The organism is Pelagibacterium halotolerans (assembly GCF_044811015.1).
Lineage (GTDB): Bacteria > Pseudomonadota > Alphaproteobacteria > Rhizobiales > Devosiaceae > Pelagibacterium > Pelagibacterium halotolerans_A.
On record NZ_CP085243.1, the window covers coordinates 3643303 to 3666815 of the forward strand.

Consider the following 23513-nt stretch of genomic DNA (forward strand, 5'->3'; position numbering starts at 1 on the left):
CTATTATCGTTTCACCCTAATGTTGTCCTGTCAGTACACGTCCGCCGCTTGCCAGCGCGACCACTCCGGTGGCAAATGGGGCGAGGAGGAATGCCATGAGTCAGCGTCAGATCGTCGGGGGCGGACCCAAGAAGGTTCTTTATACGCTGCAGACCGTCGGACGCATGGGCGTCGGGAAGGCGGCGAAGGCGCTTACGGCTAAGAACGCCTGCAAGGCTTGTGCTTACGGCATGGGCGGCCAGATGGGCGGGATGACCAACGAATTGGGCGAATTCCCCTCGGTCTGCAACAAGTCCGTGCAGGCTCAGTCAACCGATATCCAGCCGGCCATCCCGCACGCGATCTTCCAACACTCCATCGCTGAGCTTCAGGAACTGACCGGGCGGGAGATGGAACATCTGGGGCGGCTTGGCGATCCGGTCTACAAGGCCGCCGGCGAGGACAGATACAAAGTCGTTAGTTGGGATTGGGCGATGGCCCATGCGGCCGACCGGCTGAAAGCCACCGATCCCAGGCGCAGTTTTTTCTATTCCTCGGGCCGCTCATCGAACGAAGCAGGATTCATCTTTCAGCTTTTTGCGCGCGCCTATGGCACCAACAACGTCAACAATTGCTCGTATTACTGCCATCAGGCGACGAGCGAAGGTCTGGCGACGACCATCGGCAAGGGCACTGCGACGGTGGAACTTGCTGATCTCAAAGGTGCGGACCTGATTTTCGTTATCGGTGCCAACCCCTCTTCGAACCATCCGCGCTTCATCCATATGCTCAAGGCCAGCCGCGACAGGGGCGGGCAGGTGATTGTCATCAATCCGGCGAAAGAACCCGGGCTCGTCAAATTCGCCGTTCCCAAATCGCCCTCGTCCATGCTCAAGGGCGGAGACGAGATCGCCTCGGACTATCTCCAGCCGCGCATCGGCTCGGATATCGCGCTGATGAAGGGGATCGCCAAGGCGGTGCTCGAAGCGGGCAAGGCCGATGCCGAGTTCATCGCGGCATATGGTGCTGGCTTTGAGGCCTTCCGCGCCGATATCGAAGCCTGCGACTGGGCCACGATCACTGACGCCACCGGCGTCGCGAAATCCGATATAGAGCGCGTGGCGGCGACGTACGGGCGTGCGCAGAACGCCGTCTTCGCCTGGGGCATGGGCATGACGCACCATGTCCACGGTGTCGAAAACGTTGAAATGATCGCCAACCTCGCGCTGCTGCGCGGCATGGTCGGGCGCCGGTTCGCCGGGCTATTGCCGTTGCGCGGGCACTCGAACGTTCAGGGCATCGGCACGATTGGCGTGAAGCCGATGGTTGCCGAAGACGTCTTCGCCGGAATGGAACGGGCCTTTGGCGTTACGCTCGGTCGTGACAAGGGCTTGGACACAATGGCGTGCCTGGAAGCTGCGCACCGGGGCGAAATGGACGCAGCGGTGGTGATGGGCGGCAACCTCTACGGCGCGTCGCCGGATACCGCATGGGCGCGCGACGCACTCGATCGGATCGGGTTCAAGGTCTATCTTACGACGACGCTCAATCTGGGGCATGTGCATGGGCATGACCGCTCCGAGAGCCTCATCCTACCGGTTACCGCGCGCGATGAGGAATGGGAGCCCACGACCCAGGAATCCATGTTCAATTTCGTCCGGCTCTCAGACGGTGGCATTAACCGGCTTGCCAATGTGCGGCCTGAAAGCGTGATCCTGTCCGATCTGGCCCAGTCGGTTCTGCCTGACAGCCCTATCGACTTCGGCACCTTCAAGCAGCATACGCGCGTGCGCGAGGCGATTTCGAAGATCGTACCCGGCCTTGAGGATCTTGCGGATATCGACGTCGCCAAGCGTGAATTCCACATCCGTAACCGGGTCCTTCACGCACCGCAATTTGGCACACCGGATGGGAAAGCGCGGTTCCGTACGGTTCCCATGCCCGCGCCCAAGCCGGCCTCAAACGGACGGAAAGCGCTGACACTGGCAACGATCCGTAGCGAGGGGCAGTTCAATACCATCGTTTATGAAGACAAGGACAGTTACCGCAACAATGCCCCGCGCTGGAGCGTGCTGCTCAACCGCGACGACATGGCCGAGATGGGTATCCCGGAGGGCGGCAGGATTGATCTGGCCTCGGAGCGGGGCACGATGAAGCAGGTTATCGCGTTGGGCTATGATGTGCCGCGCGGCTCGGCGTTGGCCTATTACCCGGAAGCCAATGTGCTGGTTGGCACGGAGGTCGACCCGCGCTCGAAGACACCGGCGTTTAAGTCGGTGGGAGTGTGGATCGGCTGATCGCACTATGAGCTTTGGTCAAGCGCGAAGGCGATGCATGTCGTATTGAAGCTTTCCGAGTAGAGTGTGTCCCAGGGATGCAGCGCTCGAACTTCCTGCAGTGCCGGAACCGAAGCATGATCGGGACTGAGTGCGAAGAACATATCGAGCCCCGGCGTGACGTCGAGCTTGTCTTGCTCGCGATAGTCGGCATTAGCGAAAGTGGCATTGTTCTCGCGTGCGTAGGGCCAGAGGACTGAGTTGTCCTGCCACGCATCGGCGAGATATCCTGCCATGCGACCAATGGTTGGCGCGAGGATTTCGCGGGCGGGAAGATCCTGGCTTTCCAGAATAAGAAGATCCTCGAGGGCGGCGGTGAGAGCTACGCCCTGGTACCACAGGGCCCTGTTTCCCCTCGATGCACCAAACCGGTGCGACCCGTCCTCGCGCGTAAACGATATGGCGCGCACCACGAGATCGGCGCCGGTATTAAAGCGCTCGACATTCCCGGTAAGCAAGGCGTTTGCCATATAGGCGCGGCCTATGAGCTCGACGGCACGTGCATCGCGAACGGCGCCGGATTGATGCCGGGCAAAATAGCTGTCGGCGTACAACTCGAACAGCCGCGTCAGCCACGTCTCGATTGCCTCCATTTCGTCCGGCGTCAGGTCCAGTTGGTCCTCGACGAGCAAATAACTCAGCGTCACGCCCGTGGTCGCCTGGATGGCAACGGCCATGTCCGGGCTAAAGATGACTTTGCCGTCCTGTCCGAGAAGCGCTGACCCGTCAAGCGCTGCGCCGGCGTCGGCAAATTCGAGAAGTGCCTCCTTGAATTCCTGCGCGACCGCCAACGATCTGTTCGCCGCGACGTGGGCAGCGGCGCGGGCAGAGTAGAACTGCATGTCTTCAAACCAGCGATTGTCGGGATGAGGGCTGTGGCGGCCGGCAGTTCGTGCCTGCTGGTAACTTGAAAAGCTGGCAAGCGCGGATTCCGGGCTGGGAAAAGACTCTGAATTGACCCAGTTGCAGACCCGGTAGCGATCGGAAGAACCGATGTTGGCCCGAATGCGTTCGGCAACCACAGAGAAGGGCTGGAGGGTGGATACCTCCGGAAAATCCTGCCTCAAGTCCACCGGGGGGAGAAAATCGAAGGCCGCGTTATAGCTGGTGCGGCCGGATGCGGGATCCAGCAGGTCATCGAGCTGAGCGCCGTTAAAGGGAACATCGTCCAGTGCCTCGAAAAGTGCGGTCACATCGTTCTCAGTCAATGCACCGTCGAACGCTTGACCTTGTGCTTCGAGGAAGGCTTCCATCGCGCCCATGGTTCGGTTGCCCCAGGCGCCGTCCACCGGACCCGGCTGGTACCCGAGCAGGTCAAGAGCCCATTGCGCTTGTGCTGTCGTGCTGTCGGCGAGGACCTGTGCCGGCGCGAAAGTGATTGCGGCCCAGAACAGGGCACCTTTTATGAAGTGCCTCATGTCACAGCTCCCCCAAAGTCGATCTGGAAAGAACGATAAAGTATCATAGTAGTGCCGTCGTGACCCAAATGGATCACGAACCCTGCTTCTAGCCAACCGGATAGGCGATATAGGCAAAATGTCGGCTGTCGGGCGCCCATGAATTGACGTTGATGGTTCCTTGGCCGCCGAAGAACGCCGTGATGTCGGCCTTCTCCGATCCGTCCGGCCGCATCCGGCGCAGGATGATTTCCTTATCCGGTGGGTGTCCTTCGGTACCGTTGGGATAACTGAGATAGACCAACCAGGTATTGTCCGGCGATATGTGCGGGAACCAGTTGACGCGCTGATCGTCGGTCAGTTGCTCTATGTCCGAGCCGTCGAGCCGCATTCGGAATATCTGTGCGTGCCCCGGCTTTTGCGCCCCGCGCTCGGAATTGAAATAGATCCATTCGCCATCGGGTGAGAACTCCGGCCCGTCATTGGGCTCGGCAATATCGGAGAGCCGTGTGTCGGGCCCGCCCTCGGCGGGGATGGTGAAGATATTGATCCGCCGATCCCGACCGAGGCCTTCGATGGCGACATAGGACAGCGTCCGGCCGTCCGGGGATACGCCGTGCAAGTAGTAGGAAAAGGGCGTGTCGTGCTCGTTCGAGACCTTGCGCGGCGTCCCGCCTTCGATAGGTACGGCATAGATATGCCCGTCGCCATTACTCATATATATGATCCGGCCATCGGGGGAGAGGATATGGTCGTTGTTGAGCCTTCGGATATCGCCGGTGTCGATCCGCTCAGGTTCCGCACCGCCATCCGCCGGCATGTGCCAGAGCGCTCCACCAGCGTTGAAGATCAGCGCACGGCCATCCGGTGTCCAGTTGGGGGCTTCGATGACCTGGTCGGCGACAAGCAGTGTGGTCTCGCCGCTGCCGTCGATCGCAATGGTGCGCAACTCGGCGCGCTGACCGGTCGCAAGCGTTCTGTCACTCGGAGTAAAATAGCCCTTCAATTCAATCGGCATTCAATAGCTCTCCCATTTGCGCGCGAATTTTGAAATTGGCTCATTTTTCTGAGCAAGCTCTTGTCAGGTTCGCATAAAACGGCAATTGCCGTTGGCGCCGCCTTGCCCTACATACGGGGCACGTTGCATCCCGCAAAACTCCAGACGATCCAGAGGTAAGTGACCTTAATGGCCCGCCAGTTCATCTACCACATGCACGGAATGTCCAAGGCCTATGCCGGGGGCAAGAAGGTGCTCGACAACATCAACCTCTCATTTTACCCGGATGCCAAAATCGGCATCCTCGGGCCGAATGGCGCAGGTAAATCAACGCTTTTGAAGATTATGGCGGGGATCGACACCGAGTTCACCGGCGAAGCCTGGGCCGCCGACGGCGCCACGGTCGGCTACCTGCCGCAAGAGCCGCAGCTCGACGAACAGCTCGACGTCAAGGGTAACGTCATGGTCGGCGTCAGGGACAAGCAGGCGATCCTCGACCGCTACAACGAACTCATGATGGACTATTCCGACGAGACTGCGGACGAGGCCGCGAAGCTCCAGGATCAGATCGACGCCGATGATCTCTGGGACCTTGATTCCAAAGTGGAAATGGCGATGGAGGCTTTGGGCTGCCCGCCCTCGCATGCCGGCGTCACCACCCTTTCGGGCGGCGAAAAGCGTAGGGTGGCACTGTGCCAATTGCTCCTGAGTCAACCGGACCTTCTGCTGCTCGACGAACCGACCAACCACTTGGACGCCGAAACTACGGCATGGCTCGAAAAGCACCTGCGCGAATATCCCGGGGCGGTCCTGATCATCACTCACGACCGCTATTTCCTCGATAACGTTACGGGTTGGATTCTCGAACTCGACCGGGGTCGGGGGATTCCGTATGAGGGCAACTATTCGGCCTATCTCGAAAAGAAGACCAAGCGCATGGCGCAAGAGTCTCGGGAGGACGAGGCCCGCTCGAAGGTGCTCGAGCGCGAGAAGGAATGGCTGGGCCAGTCGCCGCAGGCGCGTCAGACCAAGTCCAAGGCGCGTATCCGGGCCTATGACGAACTCGTCAAAGTCAACGAAGCGCGTACGCAGTCCTCGACCGCGCAGATTATCATCCCGCCCGGTGAGCGGCTGGGGCAGAACGTCATCGATGTCGAAGGACTTTCCAAGGGCTTCGACGGGCAGCTTTTGATCGACAACCTTTCTTTCAAACTGCCTCCCGGCGGCATTGTCGGTGTCATCGGACCGAATGGCGCGGGTAAGTCCACACTTTTCAAGATGTTGACCGGTCAGGAACAACCCGACAGTGGCTCGATCACCGTCGGCGAGACCGTGCATCTGGGGTATGTCGACCAGAGCCGCGACGCGCTCGACCCCAAAAAGACTGTCTGGGAAGAGATTTCGGACGGCAACGATATTATCAAGCTTGGCAAGCGTGAGGTGAATTCGCGTGCCTATACGTCGTCGTTCAACTTCAAGGGCGGCGACCAGCAACAACCCGTCGGCACGCTCTCGGGCGGCCAGCGGAACCGCGTGCACCTGGCCAAGATGCTCAAGTCCGGTGCCAATGTCCTCTTGCTCGACGAACCGACTAACGACCTTGACACCGAAACCCTCGCGGCGCTCGAAGAAGCGCTCGAAGAGTTCGCCGGCTGCGCCGTGATCATCAGCCACGACCGCATGTTCCTCGACCGCCTTGCCACCCACATCCTCGCCTTTGAGGGCGATAGCCATGTCGAGTGGTTCGAGGGGAACTTCGAGGACTACGAGGCCGATAAGGTACGCCGGCTCGGCCCCGATGCGGTTAATCCCAGGCGCGTGACGTACAAGCCGTTGACGCGGTAGAATTCATTCTTGCGGAAGCGAAGCACGCCGCTGCCAATATGACGGCGGCGTGTTTGATATTTGGGCCGGTTAGGGCCTGTCATCGATTGTAGATAGGGGTTTGATTTGGCAGAGCCTTTTACCCTCGACATCGACGATGTCACCTTCGCTGGTCTCGAAGCCGGCGAGGGCATTCCGGTTGTCTTTCTGCACGCGGGGGTCTGCGATAGCCGGATGTGGCAGAGCCAACTCGAGGCTGTAGCCGACGCCGGGTATTGGGGTGTCGCCTATGACCGGAGGGGATTCGGGCAGACCGTTACGCCAGACGAGGGTTTCTCGCACCTTGAAGACCTCGAAGCGGTGCTCGAGGCGTTGGGGATTCACGCCGCGGTCGTCGTGGGAGCATCCCGCGGCGGTGCTCTGGCGATCGATTTTACGCTGGCGTCGCCTGAGCGCGTCGCTGGGCTCGTGCTCATCGGCACCTCGGTTACCGGCGCCAAGGCGCCGCATTTTTCTCCCGACATCATGCGGATCGTCAACGCGATGGAGGCTGTCGAAGAAAGCGGGGACATCGATGCTATCAACGCAGTGGAAGCGCATGCCTGGCTCGATGGTCCGCTTTCGGACAGCGGTCGAGTCAAGGGCGATGTACGGACGCTCTTTTACGCGATGAACGGCGCCATCCTGCGCAAGCCGCCGCTCACGCGCGAGGAATCGGCAGAGTCGGCGATTGAGGAGGTGGGGAACATCGATACGCCGACACTGTTGGTCGCCGGCGATCTCGACTTCCCACACATTATCCACCGGCACGACGATCTTTCCGAAGAGATGGAAAATGCCTTCGCCGCCGTGATCGAAGGCACCGCGCACCTCCCGAGTCTTGAGCGACCGGACCTTTTCAATCCGCTTCTGCTTGAATTTCTCGCCGCCCTCGTGGGGGAAGAAACCAACCCGGATTGATCGCGTCGATCACAAACTGTGGTTGGCGCAGGTGCTATCACGCAGCTATTCTGGCTGAAGCGACCGACTACACAAGGCCTCTCCCATGACATCGATCGAAGGCGCGCCCGTTGCTCGCGGCGCGACCCCTGTTCGTCCGGCAGCGCCCGAGCCCAATGTTCGAGCCGGCGTGTTCGCGGCGCTGGGCGCCTATGGCATGTGGGGCGGGTTTCCACTGTTCTTCAAGCTACTCGAAGGCGTCGATTCGGCGTCGATCGTTGCGCATCGAACGGTGTTTGCGCTTATCTTCGTGGGCATCGTCCTTGGTTTCCGCAAGCGATTCACTGAGGTCTTTGCAGCGCTCCGGGACCGTCGGACGGTTCTTGTCATGGCCGCATCCACGGTTCTGCTTGCGATCAACTGGCTCGTGTTCGTCTGGGCGGTGGAAACCGCGCAGGTGCTGCAGATCAGCTTTGGGTATTTCATCAATCCGCTGGTGAGCATCGCCATTGGCATGGTGTTTCTCGGCGAGCGGCAAAACCGGATGCAGACGCTTGCCATCGCGATCGCCATCGTGGCGGTCATCGTGCAATCGTTTGGATTGGGGATGATCCCCTATGTCGCGCTTACCCTTGCATGCTCATTCGGGCTTTACGGCTACTGCCGCAAGACCGTTTCCGTCGGCTCTGCGCCCGGGTTGTTCGTCGAGACGCTTCTGATGACGCCGGTCGCGTTGGCCTATATCGGGTGGGTGCTGGTGTCTTCCGGGCCGGTCTACTACGGCAATCCGCTCGACGTCGGAGCGCTGGTCATATCCGGCCCGCTAACGGCCATGGCATTGATTTTCTTTGCTTATGCGGCGCGACAATTGCGGCTGACGACAATCGGTATGTTCCAGTATCTTGCTCCGTCGCTGCATTTCTTGAGCGCCGTGTTCATTCTCGGTGAGCCGCTCAATCCCATAAGTCTTTTGAGTTTCGTGCTGATTTGGTGCTCGCTTGGCGTGTTCACTTGGGATTCCTGGCAGCAGCGCCGGAAGCGGATCGCGACGCGCGCCGTGGGTTAGGCAGCGATTTCGGAGGCGAGGTGGCGTTCACCGGTTCGGGCGATTGTCATAGCGATCGTTTTGAACAGCGTGTCGTGCGGCGACCCCTTACGCCAGACCAGCCGCAAGGTGCGGGCGGCGCCGGGTGCCGCAAGGCTCAGGGTTTTGATGCGGGTGTTGGTCTGCTCGCGTTTAAGGCTGATCGTGGGTAACAGGGTGACACCATAGCCGTTGGCGACGAGTTCGAGAATGGTTGCCAGAGACGTCGCTGCGAAAGTCCTGCCTTGGAGTTCGGGCTTGAGGGCGCAGGCGTCTACCATCTGGTCCCGCAGGCAATGGCCCTCTTCGAGCAGCAGGAAGGTTTCGCGCGGCAAGCGGGTGAGGTCGACGGGATCGGACAGGGGGCTGTCGCAATGGGCTGCGAGCACGAACGGATCTGCGAACAAGTCGGCCTCAGCGAGACCGGGATGCGGGTTTTCAGTCGCGATCAACGCCATATCGATATCGCCATCGATCAATGCGGCCACGAGGCGGTCGGTCTTGCCTTCGCTCACTGCGAACTGGATATCTGGCAACTCGGTTGCGAGCGCCGGCAGCATATCGGGCAGAAGGTAGGGCGCAACGGTGGGGATCAGGCCAAAGCGCAGCGGCCGTCCTGGATGGCCGGCCGACATATCGGCGAGGGTTTCGAGGTCCTGAGCGGCGCTCAAGACTCGCGCCGCCTGTGTTAGAAAGTCGCGCCCGAACGGTGTCAGGCGTACCGATTTGCCCAAGCGATCGAAAATCGGTGCGTCGCAGCGCTCTTCGAGCAGGCGGATCTGCTGGCTGAGGGCAGGCTGGGTCACATGGCATCGCGCCGCGGCGCGGCCGAAATGTCCCTCTTCGGCGATGATTTGGGCGTAGTGAAGTTGTCGCAGCGATATGGTGAACATTGGGACCTTGGGCGCAAAAAGCAAAAGATTGGCTTTCACGCAGAATGATTAGCATATCTTATTGAATTTGTCAGTTATATCAATTTGCATGATCAAGTTTCGCGCGATAGAACGTGGACAGTTTAGAATCTCTACAAACTACGAGGCCTCATGTCCGACAAACCGACATTGACCACCAGTGGCGGCGCACCGGTCGGTGACAACCAGAATTCGATCACTGCCGGACCGCGCGGTCCGGTCCTGATGCAGGATTATCAGCTGGTTGAAAAGCTGGCGCATCAGAACCGCGAACGTATCCCCGAGCGCGTCGTGCATGCGAAGGGCTGGGGTGCCTACGGCACTTTGAAGATCACGGGCGATATTTCCAAGTATACCCGCGCCAAAGCACTGCGGCCGGGCGCGGAAACGCCGTTGATTCTGCGCTTTTCAACTGTTGCAGGCGAGCTCGGCGCGGCGGATGCCGAGCGCGATGTGCGCGGCTTTGCCATCAAGTTCTATACCGAAGAGGGTAACTGGGATCTTGTCGGCAACAACACTCCGGTGTTCTTCGTGCGCGATCCGTTGAAGTTCCCGGATTTCATCCATACCCAGAAACGGCATCCCAAGACCAACCTGCGGTCGGCGACGGCGATGTGGGATTTCTGGTCGCTTTCGCCTGAAAGCCTGCACCAGGTCACGATTCTGATGAGTGACCGCGGTCTTCCGGTCGCGCCGATGTACATGAACGGCTACGGTTCACACACCTATTCGTTCTGGAACGATAATGGCGAGCGGTTCTGGGTAAAATTCCACTTCAAGACCCGGCAGGGCCATAAGTTCTATACGAACGAAGAGGCTGCGGAGGTTATCGGCAGGTCCCGCGAGAGCTATCAAGAAGAGCTCTTTGGCGCGATCGAGCGAGGCGAATTCCCCAAGTGGACCGTCCAGGTTCAGATCATGCCCGAGGCCGATGCGGAAAAGACGCCGTACAATCCGTTCGATCTCACCAAAGTGTGGCCGCACGCGGACTATCCGCCGATCGAGATCGGTGTGCTCGAACTCAACCGGAACCCTGAGAATTACTTCGCCGAGATCGAGCAAGTCGCTTTTTCGCCGTCGAATATCGTTCCGGGTATCGGGCATTCGCCTGACAAGATGTTGCAGGCTCGCGTCTTTTCTTATGCCGATGCGCACCGCTATCGCCTTGGTACGCATTACGAGGCCTTGCCGGTCAACGCACCCAAATGCCCCACCCACCACTATCACAAGGACGGGCAGATGAACTTCTTTGGTAGCAAGACAGGCAATCCGGATGCGTATTATGAGCCCAATTCGATGAACGGCCCGGCTGAGGATCCCTCGGTCAAGGAACCGCCGCTCAAGATTTCAGGCGATGCCGACCGGTACAATCACCGCGATGGAAATGATGATTTCGGTCAGCCGCGGGCGCTCTTCTGCCTGTTCGACGATACGCAGAAGAAGAGGTTGTTCTCCAACATCGCGGCTGCGATGAGAGGTGTACCCGACGCGATCGTTGAGCGTCAGTGCAAGCTGTTCGATCAGGTGCACCCCGATTACGGTGGCGGTGTGCGCGCTGCAATTGCTGCGAGCAAGCAGGTGCAGCAAGCCGCCGCCGAATAGGCCGGCTTCTCCTTTGGCGCAAGGCCCGGTTCGCAAGAGCCGGGCCTTTTCGTTGCGCGAAATCCCGAATGCATAGCATTTTAGTAAAATGCTGTTTGCTCCATTCAGCGGGCCGAAAATCCCTTGGGTGCAGTGTACGGCGAACATGCGGCATTGGGCCGGGGAGAGTGACATGAATGAGGCGACCGAAAGCGTTCGCGCGTTCGCAAATTTCAGAGTACTTAACGGCGAGGCCGACGCTGCCGAGCGGGACCACCTCATCCGCAATCTGGCACAATTGTTTTCGTACGTATCGGACCGGTGCGACGATGAGCAGGTTGCGCAGTATGATGAGGTGCTGTGCCAACTTGCCGATATCGTCGAAGTCGAGGCACGTGCACATGTTGCAAAACTCCTTGCGCCGCTGGATCGGGCACCTGGCACTGCGGTTGTCCGGCTTGCCAATGACGTCATTGAGGTCGCCGCGCCGCTTCTTGAGTTTTCCAATGTTCTTTCCGACGACGATCTGATCGAGATTGTCGAGCACCAAAGCGAGGCGCATCGCGTTGCCATTGCCGGCCGCAAGGGGCTCAAGGGACGTGTTAGCGATGCGATCGCAACCTTTGGTGGGGAGCCTTCGGTTACGCGGCTCCTGCGCAACATGGAAGCCGAACTGAGCAATGAGGCGCTTGAGAAAGTTGCTGTACGGGCAACGCACAACGCTTCGCTTGCAGAGGATTTGCGAGGCCGGGCGGACATCGACTGGGCGCGTGTGCGGGCCGAGGTATCGGCTGCCGGCGCCAAGGCGCTCGAGCGGCTCGGGCTCGTCAGCGAAAGCCCCAACCGCGAGACGGCCAACAGGGTTCAGGCCGTCGTCTACAACCGGATTAAAAATCGTGCCGGGTTCTCCTCGCAGGAATGGAAGCTCGCCTGGAACCAGGTCAAGGCGCTTGCCGATCGCCGGCGGTTCGACCTCAAAGCCCTGCATCGTTTTACGCGCTTCGGCTATGGCCACCATACCGCCGCCGGGTTGACGATGCTTTTGCAGGTGCGGCCCGAGATCATGGTCAAATGGTTGGCACTTCAGGATTATGTCGCGCTTACTGTCGCCGCTCGCGCCGCCAAGATTCCGCCCGAGCTTTTCGGGATGATTATTGCCGTCCTGCCTTGGCGGGATCTGCCATCACAGGCGGATGTCGAGAATGTCCGTAAGCGCTACGAGGCGCTGAGCGAGGATGAGGCGGCCGGAATTTTCGAGCTTTGGCGTACGCACTCCTTTCGCCGGCGTGCTGCCGAGGACGAAGTCGCCTGAATGAGAAAGGCGGGAGCGTCAGCTTCCCGCCTGAACGACACGGTCGAGCCACGCCTGGGCGGTCTTGAGATTGTCGAGCTCTAGCGTGCAGATACGCCATTGCCGATCCACAGACCGCGTCACAAGCCCAGCCATTTCGAGAACGCGTAGATGGCGTGAAATCGCCGGAGCGCTGACGTCGAACGGTTCACTCAACCGTCCGACCGTCATGGGGCCGTTGGCCGCCAACCGTTCTACGATCGCGCGGCGTGTCGCATCGGACAGTGCGGTAAAGACCAAAGATTGTGCTTCGACCGCGATGGAAGGCGGCCTTGCTTCGATAGCACCTACGGCTGTCATTCTTTCTTCGTCCCCGGAAATAACGAGTCTTGCCGTCTATTTCCAGAAAGTGGATTGCACGAGCGCGGGCGGTTTTCAACCCTGAGCGCGGCTGTTGTCCAAATTTGAACCGTTTGCACGCGGTATCACGCCGTTTTCCCACAGGGTGGACCATATGGGACGTCCCCTTGACAGGGGTGATATAAAGATATCTTTATGTCAATAGTTGAAGACAGCCTGTCGCGAATCGAAAGTCGAGGGAAGTCGGGTGTATCAGCCGGACGATATCGTCAATATGCTCAAAGCCGCCGGCGAAACCACCCGGTTGCGGCTTCTTGCGTTGTTGGTGGAAGGTGAACTCAGCGTCAAGGACTTTACCGAGATCCTCGACCAGAGCCAGCCAAGAATCTCCCGGCATCTCAAGCTTCTTGCGGATGCCAATCTCGTCAGCCGCTACGCGGAAGGCGCGTGGGCTTACTACCGTTTGTGCGAGACTGGCCCAGGGAGCGCTTTTGCGGCCTGGCTCAAAGTCCAGATCGACCGGAACGCGCCGCAATTGCAGCAGGATCGCGAAAAACTCGCCGCCGTACGTAAGGCCCGGCGTGAGGAGGCAGAAGAGTTTTTTGCCACAATCGCCGAAAGCTGGGACAAGCTGCGCAGCCTGCATGCTCCCGACTCGGCCGTCGAGGCGGAAATCCTGTCGCTGTTCGATGGCATCAAGGTCGATACGCTTCTCGATCTGGGGACGGGTACGGGGCGCATGCTGGAGCTTCTGGCAGGGCACTACAAGCAGGGTACGGGGATCGATTCCAGCCGTGAGATGCTGCGTGTGGCACGGGCCAAGCTTGAAGCCGAGGGGATATCCAACGGGCAGGTGCGGCTTGGTGATATCGGTGCGCTCGAGGACTTTGCGGGCGCGGCTGACCGCGTGGTGGTCCACCAAGTGTTGCACTATTTCGACGATCCGGGTGCGGCGATATCGAATGCCGCCCGATGCCTCAGGCCGGATGGCGAGATGATCGTTGTCGATTTTGCGCCCCATGAGATGGAATTTCTGCGTGACGAGCAGGCCCATCGTCGGCTGGGGTTGTCCGACGCGCAGATGGACAACTGGGCGCAATCGGCCGGACTCGATGTTGCCAGCCGCAAGGCGATCCCGCCACAAACCGAAATCGGCCTCACCGTTTGCCTTTGGGTGCTCAAGCGCACCGGCATAGAGGACGGATAGCCATGAAAGAGGAACGAGACGACGTGCTGCAGACCGAAGGCATCACCCGACCCAGCCGCCAACCTGGGACCGTGCGTCCCGACATCAAGGTGAGTTTTGAGTTTTTCCCGCCCAAGACGGACGCGATGGAGGCGCGGTTCTGGAACTCGATTTCGCGTCTTGCGCCGCTCAAACCGCGCTTCGTATCGGTGACCTACGGCGCAGGTGGGTCGACGCGCGAGCGTACTCTGCGGATGGTTTCGCAGATCACAAAGGATACCGGCGTCCCTGCCGCAGCTCACCTGACATGCGTGAGTGCAAGCAAACGCGATGTCGATGAAGTGATCAGGGGCTATGCTCAGGCGGGCATCAGCCGTATCGTTGCCCTGCGCGGTGACCCGCCCGAAGGCGTCGGACAGCCGTTTACGCCTCATCCTGAAGGCTATCAGAATGCCGCCGATCTCGTTGCGGGCATCCGCAAGCTGGGCAATTTTGACATTTCGGTTGCCGCCTATCCCGAAAAGCATCCGCAGAGCCCGGATTGGGATGCCGATATCGACAATCTCAAGCGCAAGCTCGATGCTGGTGCCGACCGGGCTATCACGCAGATGTTCTTCGAGAACGCGGACTATTGGCGCTTCGTCGAGCGCGCCAGAAAAGCAGGGATCGAGGCACCGATCGTGCCGGGAATCCAGCCGATCCATAGCTTCAAGCAGATATCCGGATTCGCCGGAAAATGCGGGGCGTCGATCCCGCATTGGCTGACTGAACGGTTCGACGGACTGGACGAGGATCCGGAAACTCACGCGTTGGTTGCCGCTGCGGTCGCCGCCGAGCAGGTGACCGAACTGCTGGATTCCGGGGTGACGGAATTCCACTTCTATACGCTTAACCGGTCCAGTCTGGTGCTTGCGCTCGCGCGGCTATTGGGTATTCGTCCATAAGGTCGCGAGGGGGATCACAATCGGTTCATCCTCGATTCATCATACTCGTGCCATGATCGCGCATTCTCTTTTGCGTCATGCGGGGCAGTCAGGACGGATCGATGATGCTCTCTCAACCCAAAACCATGGGCGTGTTTGTTTTGGCGACTGCCGTTGCCTTTGCTGGCGGGTGGATGCAGCGCGACGCGTTTGGTTTGCTCACGGCCGGTCCAGCTATCCAAGATAAAGAAGGTACGGAGCGCCAGGGCATTCCAGAGGTCCCTGATGCCGAACGGACAGCCTCAGCGCCAGCGCGCGTTGTCGATGGGCCGGAACCGATCGTGACCGTTAACGGGCGGCCACTCGATAGCGGCTCGAACCTAGCCGCGACCGAAACCGCCGCAGTCGAGCCGAAACCGGCATCCACGGTTGCGCCCGCGAGGGAGGCCGAGCCTGCCGCAGTCGCGGCGATCGAACCACCCAAGCCGATGCCGCGCCCGGAAGGATTGAGCCTTCCGGCGAGCCAAGCCATCGATTACGGGACCGTTACGGCATCCACCGGCAGCGCGGCGGCACGACCGGGTCCGGAAGCGGGGTTCATGAGCTATGAGGAGCGGATTGCGCTTGCGCCGCTTACCGGCGAGTCCCAGCCCATGCCGGGCCGGCGGGGGCGGGATGAACTGGTGGCCGTCGTTGGTGCCAATGGCGAAGTCATCTGGGTCTATGAAGAGCAGACACGTGGCGCCACGACCTTTCCCGTCCGTCCTGTCGTCAAGTCCGGCAATCCCTATGGTTTCGTCTACGACGACTATGATTTCCGCTGGTAGGCGTGCTCAGTAGACATATTTTACCTAGCTAGGGCTTGGATATCGTCGAATATCGGTCATAATAGCGCCTGCGGCTGAGCAATAGTTCAGTCCGTTGCGCTTTTGCTGGAGAGGAAAGGCAAGCCATTCATGACATGCATGTGCCCTTGCGCGGCGCCCATGCCGGGCTGTCCGCAGCTCTCACTGCGGCCCGATGTCCTGTTCCAATCTCTCGTATGCCGCGTAATGTCCTGGGCTAGGCGGAGTCGAACCATGTCCATCTGGCAGCGCATTGCAGCATTTCTCGGATCATTTTCTGAAGGCACGGGGCTTGCCGGCGGAATTGCGTCGATATTCGACCCGGATAACTGGATGCCGGGCGGGCGCGATGCGGCCTTCACCATGTCGATCATTGCGCTGTCGGCCAAGATGGCCAAAGCCGATGGCATCGTGAGCCTGAGGGAAATTTCGACCTTCCATAAGCTCGTTGACATTCCGCAGGGCGCGGATGCACACGTTGACAGGTTTTTCGCGCTTGCGCAGCAGGATGTCGCGGGATTCGACACTTATGCGCGCAAGGTGCGGAAGCTTTTTCTCGATAGCCCCGCAACGCTCGAGCATGTACTCGATGCACTCTTCGAGATCGCAACGGCCGACGGGCTCGTGCATGAGGATGAGTTGAGCTATCTGCAGTCGATCAGCGACATCTTCGGGTTCGATTCAGTGCGTTTTGAGCAGATCGCATCTCAGCATGTGTTGATGCCGAACGGACGGCGAGACCCTTATGCGGTTCTCGGGTTGGTCCCCGATGCGACGGATGCCGAGCTTAAGCGCACTTACCGTCAACTCGTTGCCGAACATCATCCGGACAGAATGGTCGCCAAGGGTGTGCCCGAGGAATTGCTGGGCTTAGCTTCAGCAAAAATGGCGTCGATCAACACCGCCTACAGGGAAATCCAACAGGCACGCGGTTTGAAACCTGCCCTGATCGGCTGATCGACGGTCGGTTTCTTGTCTGAAGGCTTGACGCGTCTCCCTCGCGCACCCTATCTGACGGACGTCACCAGTTGACCGGGCGACCGCTGCGCGAGATTTCGCGGGGAGGAAAGTCCGGGCTCCATGGAAACACGGTGCCGGGTAACGCCCGGCGGGGGCGACCCCAGGGAAAGTGCCACAGAAAGCAAACCGCCCTCCTTCGCCACGGCTTCGGAGGGTAAGGGTGAAAGGGTGCGGTAAGAGCGCACCGCGGACCCGGCAACGGGGACGGCACGGTAAACCCCACCGGGAGCAAAACCGAATAGGGACGATGGGAGCTTCGGCTCCGGCCGCGTTTTCACGGCTCGTCGTCCGGGTTGGTTGCATGAGAGGTCTGGCAACAGGCCTCCTAGATGAATGGTCGCCGCGCGGTGTCCTTCGGGGCATCGCCCTACAGAACCCGGCTTACAGGTCAACTGGTGACCTTGACGCTCACGCATGATTACCCTACGATAATCTTCGGTTCCGGACGCCTGCCGCCCGCCGACGATTCTCGTCGTGGTGAAGTTCCGGTTTTACGCATCCAGATCACGCTTTTTGATGTGTTCGGTGCGATGGCAATGCGGGCCCCATCCTTGCCTTCCGAACCAGCCGAGCGGGAGATGGCGGATGCCAAACCTTTCCTCTTCAGTATAGAGAACGCCTGAGCGCGCGAAGTGCGTGCCAGGTCTGCGGCCGGTATCGACCGGTCTTTCTATTATTCGAACGCTCCTGCAACTGCCGCGCATCACGCGGCGGGCGGATGCGCTCGTGCGTGAGGAACGCGAAATCATGACTTTACGAGATTCAGACCACAATCCTTATACCAACGGCCCGATCGGTCGGATTTACGCCATGACAGCCCTTCCGATTATCGCTGTCATGGCCACCAACGGGCTTCTGACGATAGCGGACGCGATCTTTTTGGGGGTGTTTGTCGGGCCGGCGGCACTCAGCGCCGTCACCGTTATTTTTCCAATCGTCATGCTTCTGGTGGCACTGGCGACAATGGTTTCCGCCGGTATGGCGAGCGAACTGGCGCGTCAATTCGGCGGCGGGTGGATCGAGGAGGCGCGGGCGACCTTTTGGGGCGCTCATGGCCTGGGACTTGCCGTCTGCGCGCTTGTGATCGTCGCTTTCATCGTTTTCGGGCGGTCGGTCATTCTCTCGGCTGCTAACGGGCAGGCGGACCTCGCGAAGATGGCGAACGTCTATCTTGCGATAACAATTGCTTTTTCGCCTGTGGCGATGATGCTGAGCCTCAATTCGGATGCGTTGCGCGTCGAAGGCCGGGTCGGGCTTATGGCAGGGCTAAGCCTTATGGTGTCGCTAGCCAATATCGGCTTCAACTATGTGCTCATCGGCGTATTCGGACTCGGGGTCGCCGGTTCGGCGCTTGGAACGGTTGCGGCGCAGGCGTGTGCGCTCGTTGCCGTGCTCGGGTTCCGTATTGCCGGACGGACGCGCTTGCGGCTCGATACGTTCAGCGTGGACAGTCTTGGCGTGGGGTGGCTGCGGTATCTCTCTTTGGGCGCACCGCCGAGTCTAACGTTTGTCGGGCTGGCGTTGGGCAGCGGCCTCGTCATCGCGATGGTCCAGCAGTTCGGGGCGGAGCATTACGAAACGACCGTTGCAGCCTATGGTGTTATCAACCGTATCCTGTCGCTAACCTTTCTTGTTCTGCTCGGTCTGAGCCAGGCGTTGCAGGCGATTGTCGGCAATAATTATGGCGCAGGGCTTTTCGAGCGTTCGGATGCGACGCTGCGCTTGTCGATCGGTGTTGCGCTGGCGTTCTCGTTGACGGCCCAGACGGTATTGTTCGTTTTCAGGGACAGTTGGGGCTATCTCTTCGTCGACGATCCGTTGGTTGCGGCGGAGGTCGGGCGAATCCTACCGGTGATGACGGCCGTTTACCTGCTTGTTGGGCCGCAGGTCATGATCGTGGGATACTTCCAGGCGATCGGAGACGCGCGGCGAACGGCGGTGCTTGGCTTGACGCGAACCTACGCGTTGATGCTCCCGCTCACGCTGTTTTTGCCTTGGATTTTCGGCGAAACCGGAATTTGGATAGCGGGTCCGGTTGCCGAGACTGTGCTGGCGGCGCTGACGGCGGCGGTTCTGGCACATGCCGCCAGAGGAGGAGGACCGCGTTTGGGGCTCTTCATGGCGCGATAGAACCCAATGGGGCCGGGCGTAAGGGGTCGGCCCCACGCTGTTTGGGAAACAGAATCTTAAAGTCTCCCGTGCAATCTGAGGCAAAGTGTAGATTTGCCACTTTTGTCGCGTAACGCATGAGTATCGGTTTGGCCGCGCGGCTAAACCTGTCGAGTATCAAGAGGCTATGGGCGAGCTTTCGGGTCCGGAATCATCCCATGAATCGGTTTTACTGACCGAGGTGCTCGAAGCGCTTGGGCCGCTCGATGGTGCACGTGTTGTCGATGGTACTTTTGGCGCTGGCGGTTACTCTCGTGCTCTGCTCAAGGCTGGTGCTTCGGTCGTCGGGATCGATCGGGATCCGGGCGTGAAAGCATTCGCCGACGCCGTTTCCGCTGAATTTCCAGACCGGTTCACGTTCGTTGCGGGCCGGTTCGCTGAACTGGACACGCTCGTTTCCGGCGCGCCGGTCGATGCCGTTGTGCTCGATATAGGCGTTTCCTCGATGCAGCTCGATCAGGCCGGGCGCGGGTTCTCGTTCCAGAAGGCAGGGCCGCTCGATATGCGGATGAGCCAGGACGGCACGAGCGCTGCGGATCTTATCAACGATCTCGATGAAAAGGCGCTCGCGAACCTCATCTTTGCCTATGGGGAAGAGCGTGCGTCGCGGAGGATCGCCAAAGCAATCGTTGAGGCGCGGACCGGAGAAAAGATCGAGGACACGCTGCGGCTGGCACAGGTAATCGAGAAAACAATCGGGCGCAAGCCGGGCGCGCAACATCCCGCGACGCGGACATTTCAGGCATTGCGCATTGCGGTCAACCGGGAGTTCGATGAACTCGTCGGTGGGCTTTTCGCTGCCGAGCGCACCTTGTCCGAAGGCGGGCGGTTGGCGGTGGTGACGTTTCATTCGCTTGAAGACCGTATCGTCAAGCGGTTCTTCGATGCGCAAAAGACGGCCGGGCTGCAGTCGCGGCACATGCCCGCTACGAGCCAGGCCGAACCAAGCTGGAGACCGATCCGCAAGCCCGTTAAGGCCGGTACTGTCGAGCTTGAACGCAACCCACGGGCGCGGTCGGCGACGTTGCGGAGCGCGGTGCGAACAGGTGCGCCAGCGCGTCCGAGAAGTCCAGAAGGCCTGGGTGTTCCAGGGTTTGTGCGGGGTGCCGCATGATCCGACGTCTGCGCAACATCAACATCGTTCTGGCGTTCATGGCCACGCTCATGCTCGTGGGGGTCTATGCGCAAAAACATATGGCCGAAACGACAGCGGATGAGGTTCGCTCGATTGAGGATGACATCGCGCGGCAGAGGGCCGCATTGTCGATCCTCAAGGCAGACTGGGCGTACCTCAACCAACCGACACAGCTGCAGGCGATCGTCGATCGGCACAATGAGACGCTCAACCTGCACGTGCCCGAGATCGAGCAGTTTGGAACGTTTGCCGAACTGCCTATGAGGCCTGAAATGCGACTCGACACCCAATCGCTCGACGCGCTGTTCGAGTCTATCGAAACCGAATCTGACCCTATCGGCTCTCTTCTGGAGGGTATCCTATGAGCGCGATCTCGTCCAAACAGCCGACGATTGCGCTCGATGGCACGCGGAAGGCACGAGGCAATCTCACGAGTGCGCGTATCCGCTGGGCGATGGCCTTTGTGCTGGCGGTATTTCTGGTTATGGGCGGCCGGCTGGTCTGGTTGGGCAATATGGACCTCGATACCGCCGTTGAGGGGCAGGCGCGCGCGGCTATCATGGCGTCGCGGCCACCCATTCTCGACCGCAACGGGATCGAGATGGCGGTGGATATTCAGGTGCCGTCGCTTTACGCCGAACCACGCCGCATTCTCGACGTTGACGAGGCCGCCGACGCGTTGCGTACAGTGTTGCCAGACCTCGATCCGGCATGGTTGCGCGACCGGCTGACGGGAGATCAGGGCTTCGTTTGGATTGCCCGGGAATTAACCCCTGCCCAGCGCGATCGGGTTATGCATCTTGGTATTCCGGGGATTGGATTTTTGACCGAAACCAAGCGGTTCTATCCCGGTGGGCCGGTAGCGGCGCATGTGATGGGGGCGGTCAATATCGACAATGTCGGCATTGCCGGGATGGAAATGTATCTCGACGACAGCACCGATTTGGGGCTCCTGCAGGAGCTTGGGCTGGCGCGCGACAGCGCGCTCAACCCAGTCAACCTTTCGATCGATCTTCGTGTGCAGCATGTGGTCTATGATCAGCTTGTCGACGCGATGGAGCGCTATCAGGCGATTGCCGCGGCCGGCGCGATTATGGATGTCCATACCGGCGAGATCGTCGCGCTGGTCTCTCTGCCCGATTTCGACCCGAACACTCCCTCCGGGATGCTCGAAGAGGGGCGGTATAATCGGATCACCGGAGCGAAATACGAGCTTGGTTCGACCTTCAAGACGATCACGTTTGCTGCGACGCTCGATAGCGGCGCGGTTCGGATCACCGATCAGATCGATGCCCGGTTCGGCGTGCGCTTCGGGCGCTATACGATCGAGGATTTCCACGGCAAATACCGGATTCTCTCGGTGCCCGAGGTCTACAAATATTCATCCAACATCGGCACGATCAAAATGATGCAGGCGATGGGCAAGGATAATTTCAGGGCCTTTCTTACCCGGCTTGGCTTTGAGGACACACCCGTGGTGGAGTTGCCTGAGGTCACGGCATCGTCCATTCCCTCGACTTTCTCCGAAGTCGGGGCGGCGACGGCATCGTTCGGTCATGGGTTGAGCGTGACGCCGATGCATATGCTTCGCGCGGTGAGTGCGCTCGTCAATGGCGGGAAGCTCATTGAACCAACCTTGCTCACGCGGACCGAAGCGGAAGCGAATGCCTTGGCAACGCAGGTCGTTTCGCGCGAGACAAGCGACTATATCCGCTACCTGATGCGCCTCAATGCACTTGAGGGGTCTGGGAGCCGTGGTAACGCGATTGCGGAAGGCTATCGCTGGGGCGGCAAGACCGGTACGGCGGAAAAGGTTGTCGACGGGCGTTATTCGAGCGAAAAGAGTCTTGCGGTTTTCGCATCCGCATTCCCGTTGGACAATCCGCAATATGCCATGATCATTCTTGTCGACGAACCCAAGCCGGAAAACGAACAAACGGGCCGCACCGCGGGCTGGAACGCTGGCGAGGTTTCCGGTCGTATTGTCGCGAGGATTGCGCCGATGCTCGGGATTCAGCCCAACACCGATCCTGCTATCGACGACAATCTCGTACCCGTCCAACTGCGATTCTGAGGACAAATGACCTTGCCCTATTCAATCGCCGACCTGCTCGGCCCCGCGGCCAAAGGCCAGGTCGAACCAGCCCTCGAGGTGAACGGTATCAATGCGGACAGCCGCCTGATCGGAGAAGGCGATTTGTTCTTTGCCTTACCCGGTTCGCGCAGTCATGGCGCGGTATACGCGCGCGACGCGATCGGTCGGGGGGCGAAGGCGCTGGTGAGCGACGCTGTGCCCGAAGGCAACCCGGGCGTGCCGGTTGTGGTCGTTGAGGACGTGCGGGCGGCCTATGCCAAGGCGGCGGCGCGCATTGCCGGGCCGCAGCCGGACCATTGCGTGGCGGTAACGGGTACCAACGGCAAGACGTCGGTCGTCTCCTTCTTGCGCCAGATTTGGGAACACGCCGGCATCAAGGGTGCGAGCCTTGGTACGCTGGGGCTGACCGTGGGCGATACGCATGTGCCCGGAGAACTGACCACGCCGGACGCGCTCTCGCTGCACAGGACGCTTGCCGATCTCAAGAAGCAGGGCGTTGAGCATGTTGCGCTCGAGGCTTCGAGTCACGGGATCGACCAGCGCAGGCTTGATGGCATCCGGTTTTCGGCGGTCGCGTTCACCAATCTTTATCGCGACCATCTCGACTATCACAACGACATCGAAACCTATCGCGATGCGAAGCTGAGGCTGTTCCGCGAGTTGATCGACAAGGAGGCGACGGCGGTCGTCAATTCCGACAGCGACGAGGGCATGGCGTTCATGTTTGCGGCGCTCGATCACGGTTCGACGGTGTTCACGGTGGGCGAGGGTGGGGCGCACATCGCTGTCGAGGAGGTCATCACCGAGGGCCGTGGGCAGCGGATCACGGGCAAGCTCGTGGGCGAGCCGTTCGACGTTTTCCTGCCGCTTGTGGGGCGGTTTCAGGTGTCCAATGCCGTTGTGGCGGCGGGGCTCGCAATGGCCACTGGGGTTGATCCGAAGATTGCGATGGCGGCAATTGAGCATCTTGAGGGCGCCAAGGGGCGGCTGGAATTTGCGGGCTCTCGCAATGGCGGGAACGTCTTTATCGATTATTCGCACAAGCCCGAAGCGTTACGGGTGGTGCTTGAAACGCTGCGGCCGGTGGCGGAGAACCGGCTGATCGTGGTCTTCGGTTGCGGTGGGGACCGGGACAAGGGCAAGCGGCCGGAAATGGGCAAGATCGCGACTGATCTGGCTGACGTTGTCATCGTTACCGACGATAACCCGCGGACCGAGGACGCAATGACCATCCGTGCTGAAATCCTGGCTGCCGCACCGGGGGGCAGGGAAATCGGGAGTCGGGCCGAAGCCATCGCTGAAGCCGTCGGTATGATGGAGAAGGGCGACGTGGTCCTTGTCGCGGGCAAGGGGCACGAGGACTACCAGATCATCGGCAGGACCAAGCATCACTTCTCTGATCACGAGGCTGTCGCCGAGGCGATTGCGAAGGGTTAGGACG

At 60.1% G+C, this 23513-nt stretch carries 20 protein-coding genes and 1 other RNA gene; 17 read left to right on the forward strand and 4 right to left on the reverse strand.

Annotated elements, in window-relative coordinates; genetic code table 11:
• Nucleotides 1-95 precede the first annotated feature (95 nt).
• Nucleotides 96-2276: an FdhF/YdeP family oxidoreductase gene (locus tag LG281_RS17555; protein WP_404403033.1), complete on the forward strand. Its 2181-nt coding sequence runs from the start codon at nucleotides 96-98 to the stop codon at nucleotides 2274-2276.
• A gap of 5 nt (nucleotides 2277-2281) precedes the next feature.
• Here the strand turns inward: LG281_RS17555 and LG281_RS17560 are convergent, their stop codons facing one another.
• Both LG281_RS17560 and LG281_RS17565 read right to left on the reverse strand, forming a co-directional pair.
• Entirely contained in the window at nucleotides 2282-3577 is a 1296-nt protein-coding gene (locus LG281_RS17560) for an alginate lyase family protein (RefSeq protein WP_404403035.1), read from the reverse strand.
• A gap of 244 nt (nucleotides 3578-3821) precedes the next feature.
• Entirely contained in the window at nucleotides 3822-4730 is a 909-nt protein-coding gene (locus tag LG281_RS17565) for a TolB family protein (protein WP_404403037.1), read from the reverse strand.
• A 168-nt stretch (nucleotides 4731-4898) separates the two neighbouring features.
• Here LG281_RS17565 and ettA point away from each other — a divergent pair, with 168 nt between their 5' ends.
• The 3 genes from ettA to rarD all read left to right on the forward strand — a co-directional run bounded on the left by ettA (nucleotide 4899) and on the right by rarD (nucleotide 8538).
• Nucleotides 4899-6554: an energy-dependent translational throttle protein EttA gene (ettA, locus tag LG281_RS17570; RefSeq protein ID WP_404406814.1), complete on the forward strand. Its 1656-nt coding sequence runs from the start codon at nucleotides 4899-4901 to the stop codon at nucleotides 6552-6554.
• Nucleotides 6555-6659: 105 nt separating this feature from the next.
• Nucleotides 6660-7493 carry an alpha/beta fold hydrolase gene (locus LG281_RS17575; protein WP_404403039.1) on the forward strand — a complete coding sequence of 278 codons (834 nt, stop codon included), beginning with the start codon at nucleotides 6660-6662 and terminating at the stop codon, nucleotides 7491-7493.
• Nucleotides 7494-7578: 85 nt separating this feature from the next.
• Nucleotides 7579-8538: an EamA family transporter RarD gene (gene rarD / locus LG281_RS17580; RefSeq protein ID WP_404403041.1), complete on the forward strand. Its 960-nt coding sequence runs from the start codon at nucleotides 7579-7581 to the stop codon at nucleotides 8536-8538.
• On the opposite strand, the gene LG281_RS17585 is transcribed toward rarD, so the two are convergent.
• Nucleotides 8535-9449 carry a hydrogen peroxide-inducible genes activator gene (locus LG281_RS17585; RefSeq protein ID WP_404403043.1) on the reverse strand — a complete coding sequence of 305 codons (915 nt, stop codon included), beginning with the start codon at nucleotides 9447-9449 and terminating at the stop codon, nucleotides 8535-8537. The two genes, rarD and LG281_RS17585, sit on opposite strands and share 4 nt — an antisense overlap.
• Before the next feature lie 150 nt (nucleotides 9450-9599).
• Between LG281_RS17585 and katA the strand changes: the two genes are divergently transcribed.
• Together katA and LG281_RS17595 are read left to right on the forward strand one after the other, a co-directional pair.
• Nucleotides 9600-11069 (forward strand): catalase KatA, encoded by a 1470-nt coding sequence (gene katA / locus LG281_RS17590; protein WP_404403045.1) that lies wholly within the window; start codon nucleotides 9600-9602, stop codon nucleotides 11067-11069.
• Nucleotides 11070-11241: 172 nt separating this feature from the next.
• Nucleotides 11242-12360 carry a DUF2336 domain-containing protein gene (locus LG281_RS17595; protein WP_404403047.1) on the forward strand — a complete coding sequence of 373 codons (1119 nt, stop codon included), beginning with the start codon at nucleotides 11242-11244 and terminating at the stop codon, nucleotides 12358-12360.
• Nucleotides 12361-12378: 18 nt separating this feature from the next.
• Here LG281_RS17595 and LG281_RS17600 read toward each other — a convergent pair whose 3' ends face one another.
• Entirely contained in the window at nucleotides 12379-12699 is a 321-nt protein-coding gene (locus LG281_RS17600; protein WP_404403049.1) for an ArsR/SmtB family transcription factor, read from the reverse strand.
• A 247-nt stretch (nucleotides 12700-12946) separates the two neighbouring features.
• Here LG281_RS17600 and LG281_RS17605 point away from each other — a divergent pair, with 247 nt between their 5' ends.
• The 11 genes from LG281_RS17605 to LG281_RS17655 all read left to right on the forward strand — a co-directional run bounded on the left by LG281_RS17605 (nucleotide 12947) and on the right by LG281_RS17655 (nucleotide 23509).
• Entirely contained in the window at nucleotides 12947-13906 is a 960-nt protein-coding gene (locus tag LG281_RS17605; RefSeq protein ID WP_404403051.1) for an ArsR/SmtB family transcription factor, read from the forward strand.
• Between the two features lie 2 nt (nucleotides 13907-13908).
• A complete protein-coding gene (gene metF / locus LG281_RS17610; protein ID WP_404403053.1) occupies nucleotides 13909-14829 on the forward strand; it encodes a methylenetetrahydrofolate reductase [NAD(P)H] in 921 nt (306 codons plus the stop codon).
• 101 nt (nucleotides 14830-14930) lie between these two features.
• Nucleotides 14931-15635 carry a hypothetical protein gene (locus LG281_RS17615; RefSeq protein ID WP_404403055.1) on the forward strand — a complete coding sequence of 235 codons (705 nt, stop codon included), beginning with the start codon at nucleotides 14931-14933 and terminating at the stop codon, nucleotides 15633-15635.
• Between the two features lie 252 nt (nucleotides 15636-15887).
• Complete coding sequence (locus LG281_RS17620) at nucleotides 15888-16610, forward strand: TerB family tellurite resistance protein (RefSeq protein WP_404403057.1); 723 nt, start codon at nucleotides 15888-15890, stop codon at nucleotides 16608-16610.
• Nucleotides 16611-16677: 67 nt separating this feature from the next.
• Nucleotides 16678-17073, forward strand: an RNA gene (gene rnpB, locus LG281_RS17625) — RNase P RNA component class A.
• The gene (locus LG281_RS17630; protein ID WP_404403059.1) at nucleotides 17069-17296 is read left to right on the forward strand and encodes a hypothetical protein; all 228 of its coding nucleotides are present in this window, start codon (nucleotides 17069-17071) and stop codon (nucleotides 17294-17296) included. The genes rnpB and LG281_RS17630 overlap by 5 nt, the downstream gene beginning before the upstream one ends.
• Nucleotides 17297-17420: 124 nt before the next feature.
• Complete coding sequence (locus LG281_RS17635; protein ID WP_404403061.1) at nucleotides 17421-18803, forward strand: MATE family efflux transporter; 1383 nt, start codon at nucleotides 17421-17423, stop codon at nucleotides 18801-18803.
• 166 nt (nucleotides 18804-18969) lie between these two features.
• Nucleotides 18970-19956 (forward strand): 16S rRNA (cytosine(1402)-N(4))-methyltransferase RsmH, encoded by a 987-nt coding sequence (gene rsmH / locus LG281_RS17640; protein WP_404403063.1) that lies wholly within the window; start codon nucleotides 18970-18972, stop codon nucleotides 19954-19956.
• Nucleotides 19953-20342 carry a hypothetical protein gene (locus LG281_RS17645; protein ID WP_404403065.1) on the forward strand — a complete coding sequence of 130 codons (390 nt, stop codon included), beginning with the start codon at nucleotides 19953-19955 and terminating at the stop codon, nucleotides 20340-20342. The genes rsmH and LG281_RS17645 overlap by 4 nt, the downstream gene beginning before the upstream one ends.
• On the forward strand, nucleotides 20339-22051 hold the full coding sequence (locus LG281_RS17650) for a peptidoglycan D,D-transpeptidase FtsI family protein (RefSeq protein ID WP_404403067.1): 1713 nt from the start codon (nucleotides 20339-20341) through the stop codon (nucleotides 22049-22051). The genes LG281_RS17645 and LG281_RS17650 overlap by 4 nt, the downstream gene beginning before the upstream one ends.
• Nucleotides 22052-22057: 6 nt before the next feature.
• Nucleotides 22058-23509, forward strand: coding sequence for a UDP-N-acetylmuramoyl-L-alanyl-D-glutamate--2,6-diaminopimelate ligase (locus LG281_RS17655; RefSeq protein ID WP_404403069.1), 1452 nt, complete (start codon nucleotides 22058-22060; stop codon nucleotides 23507-23509).
• Nucleotides 23510-23513: the final 4 nt, after the last annotated feature.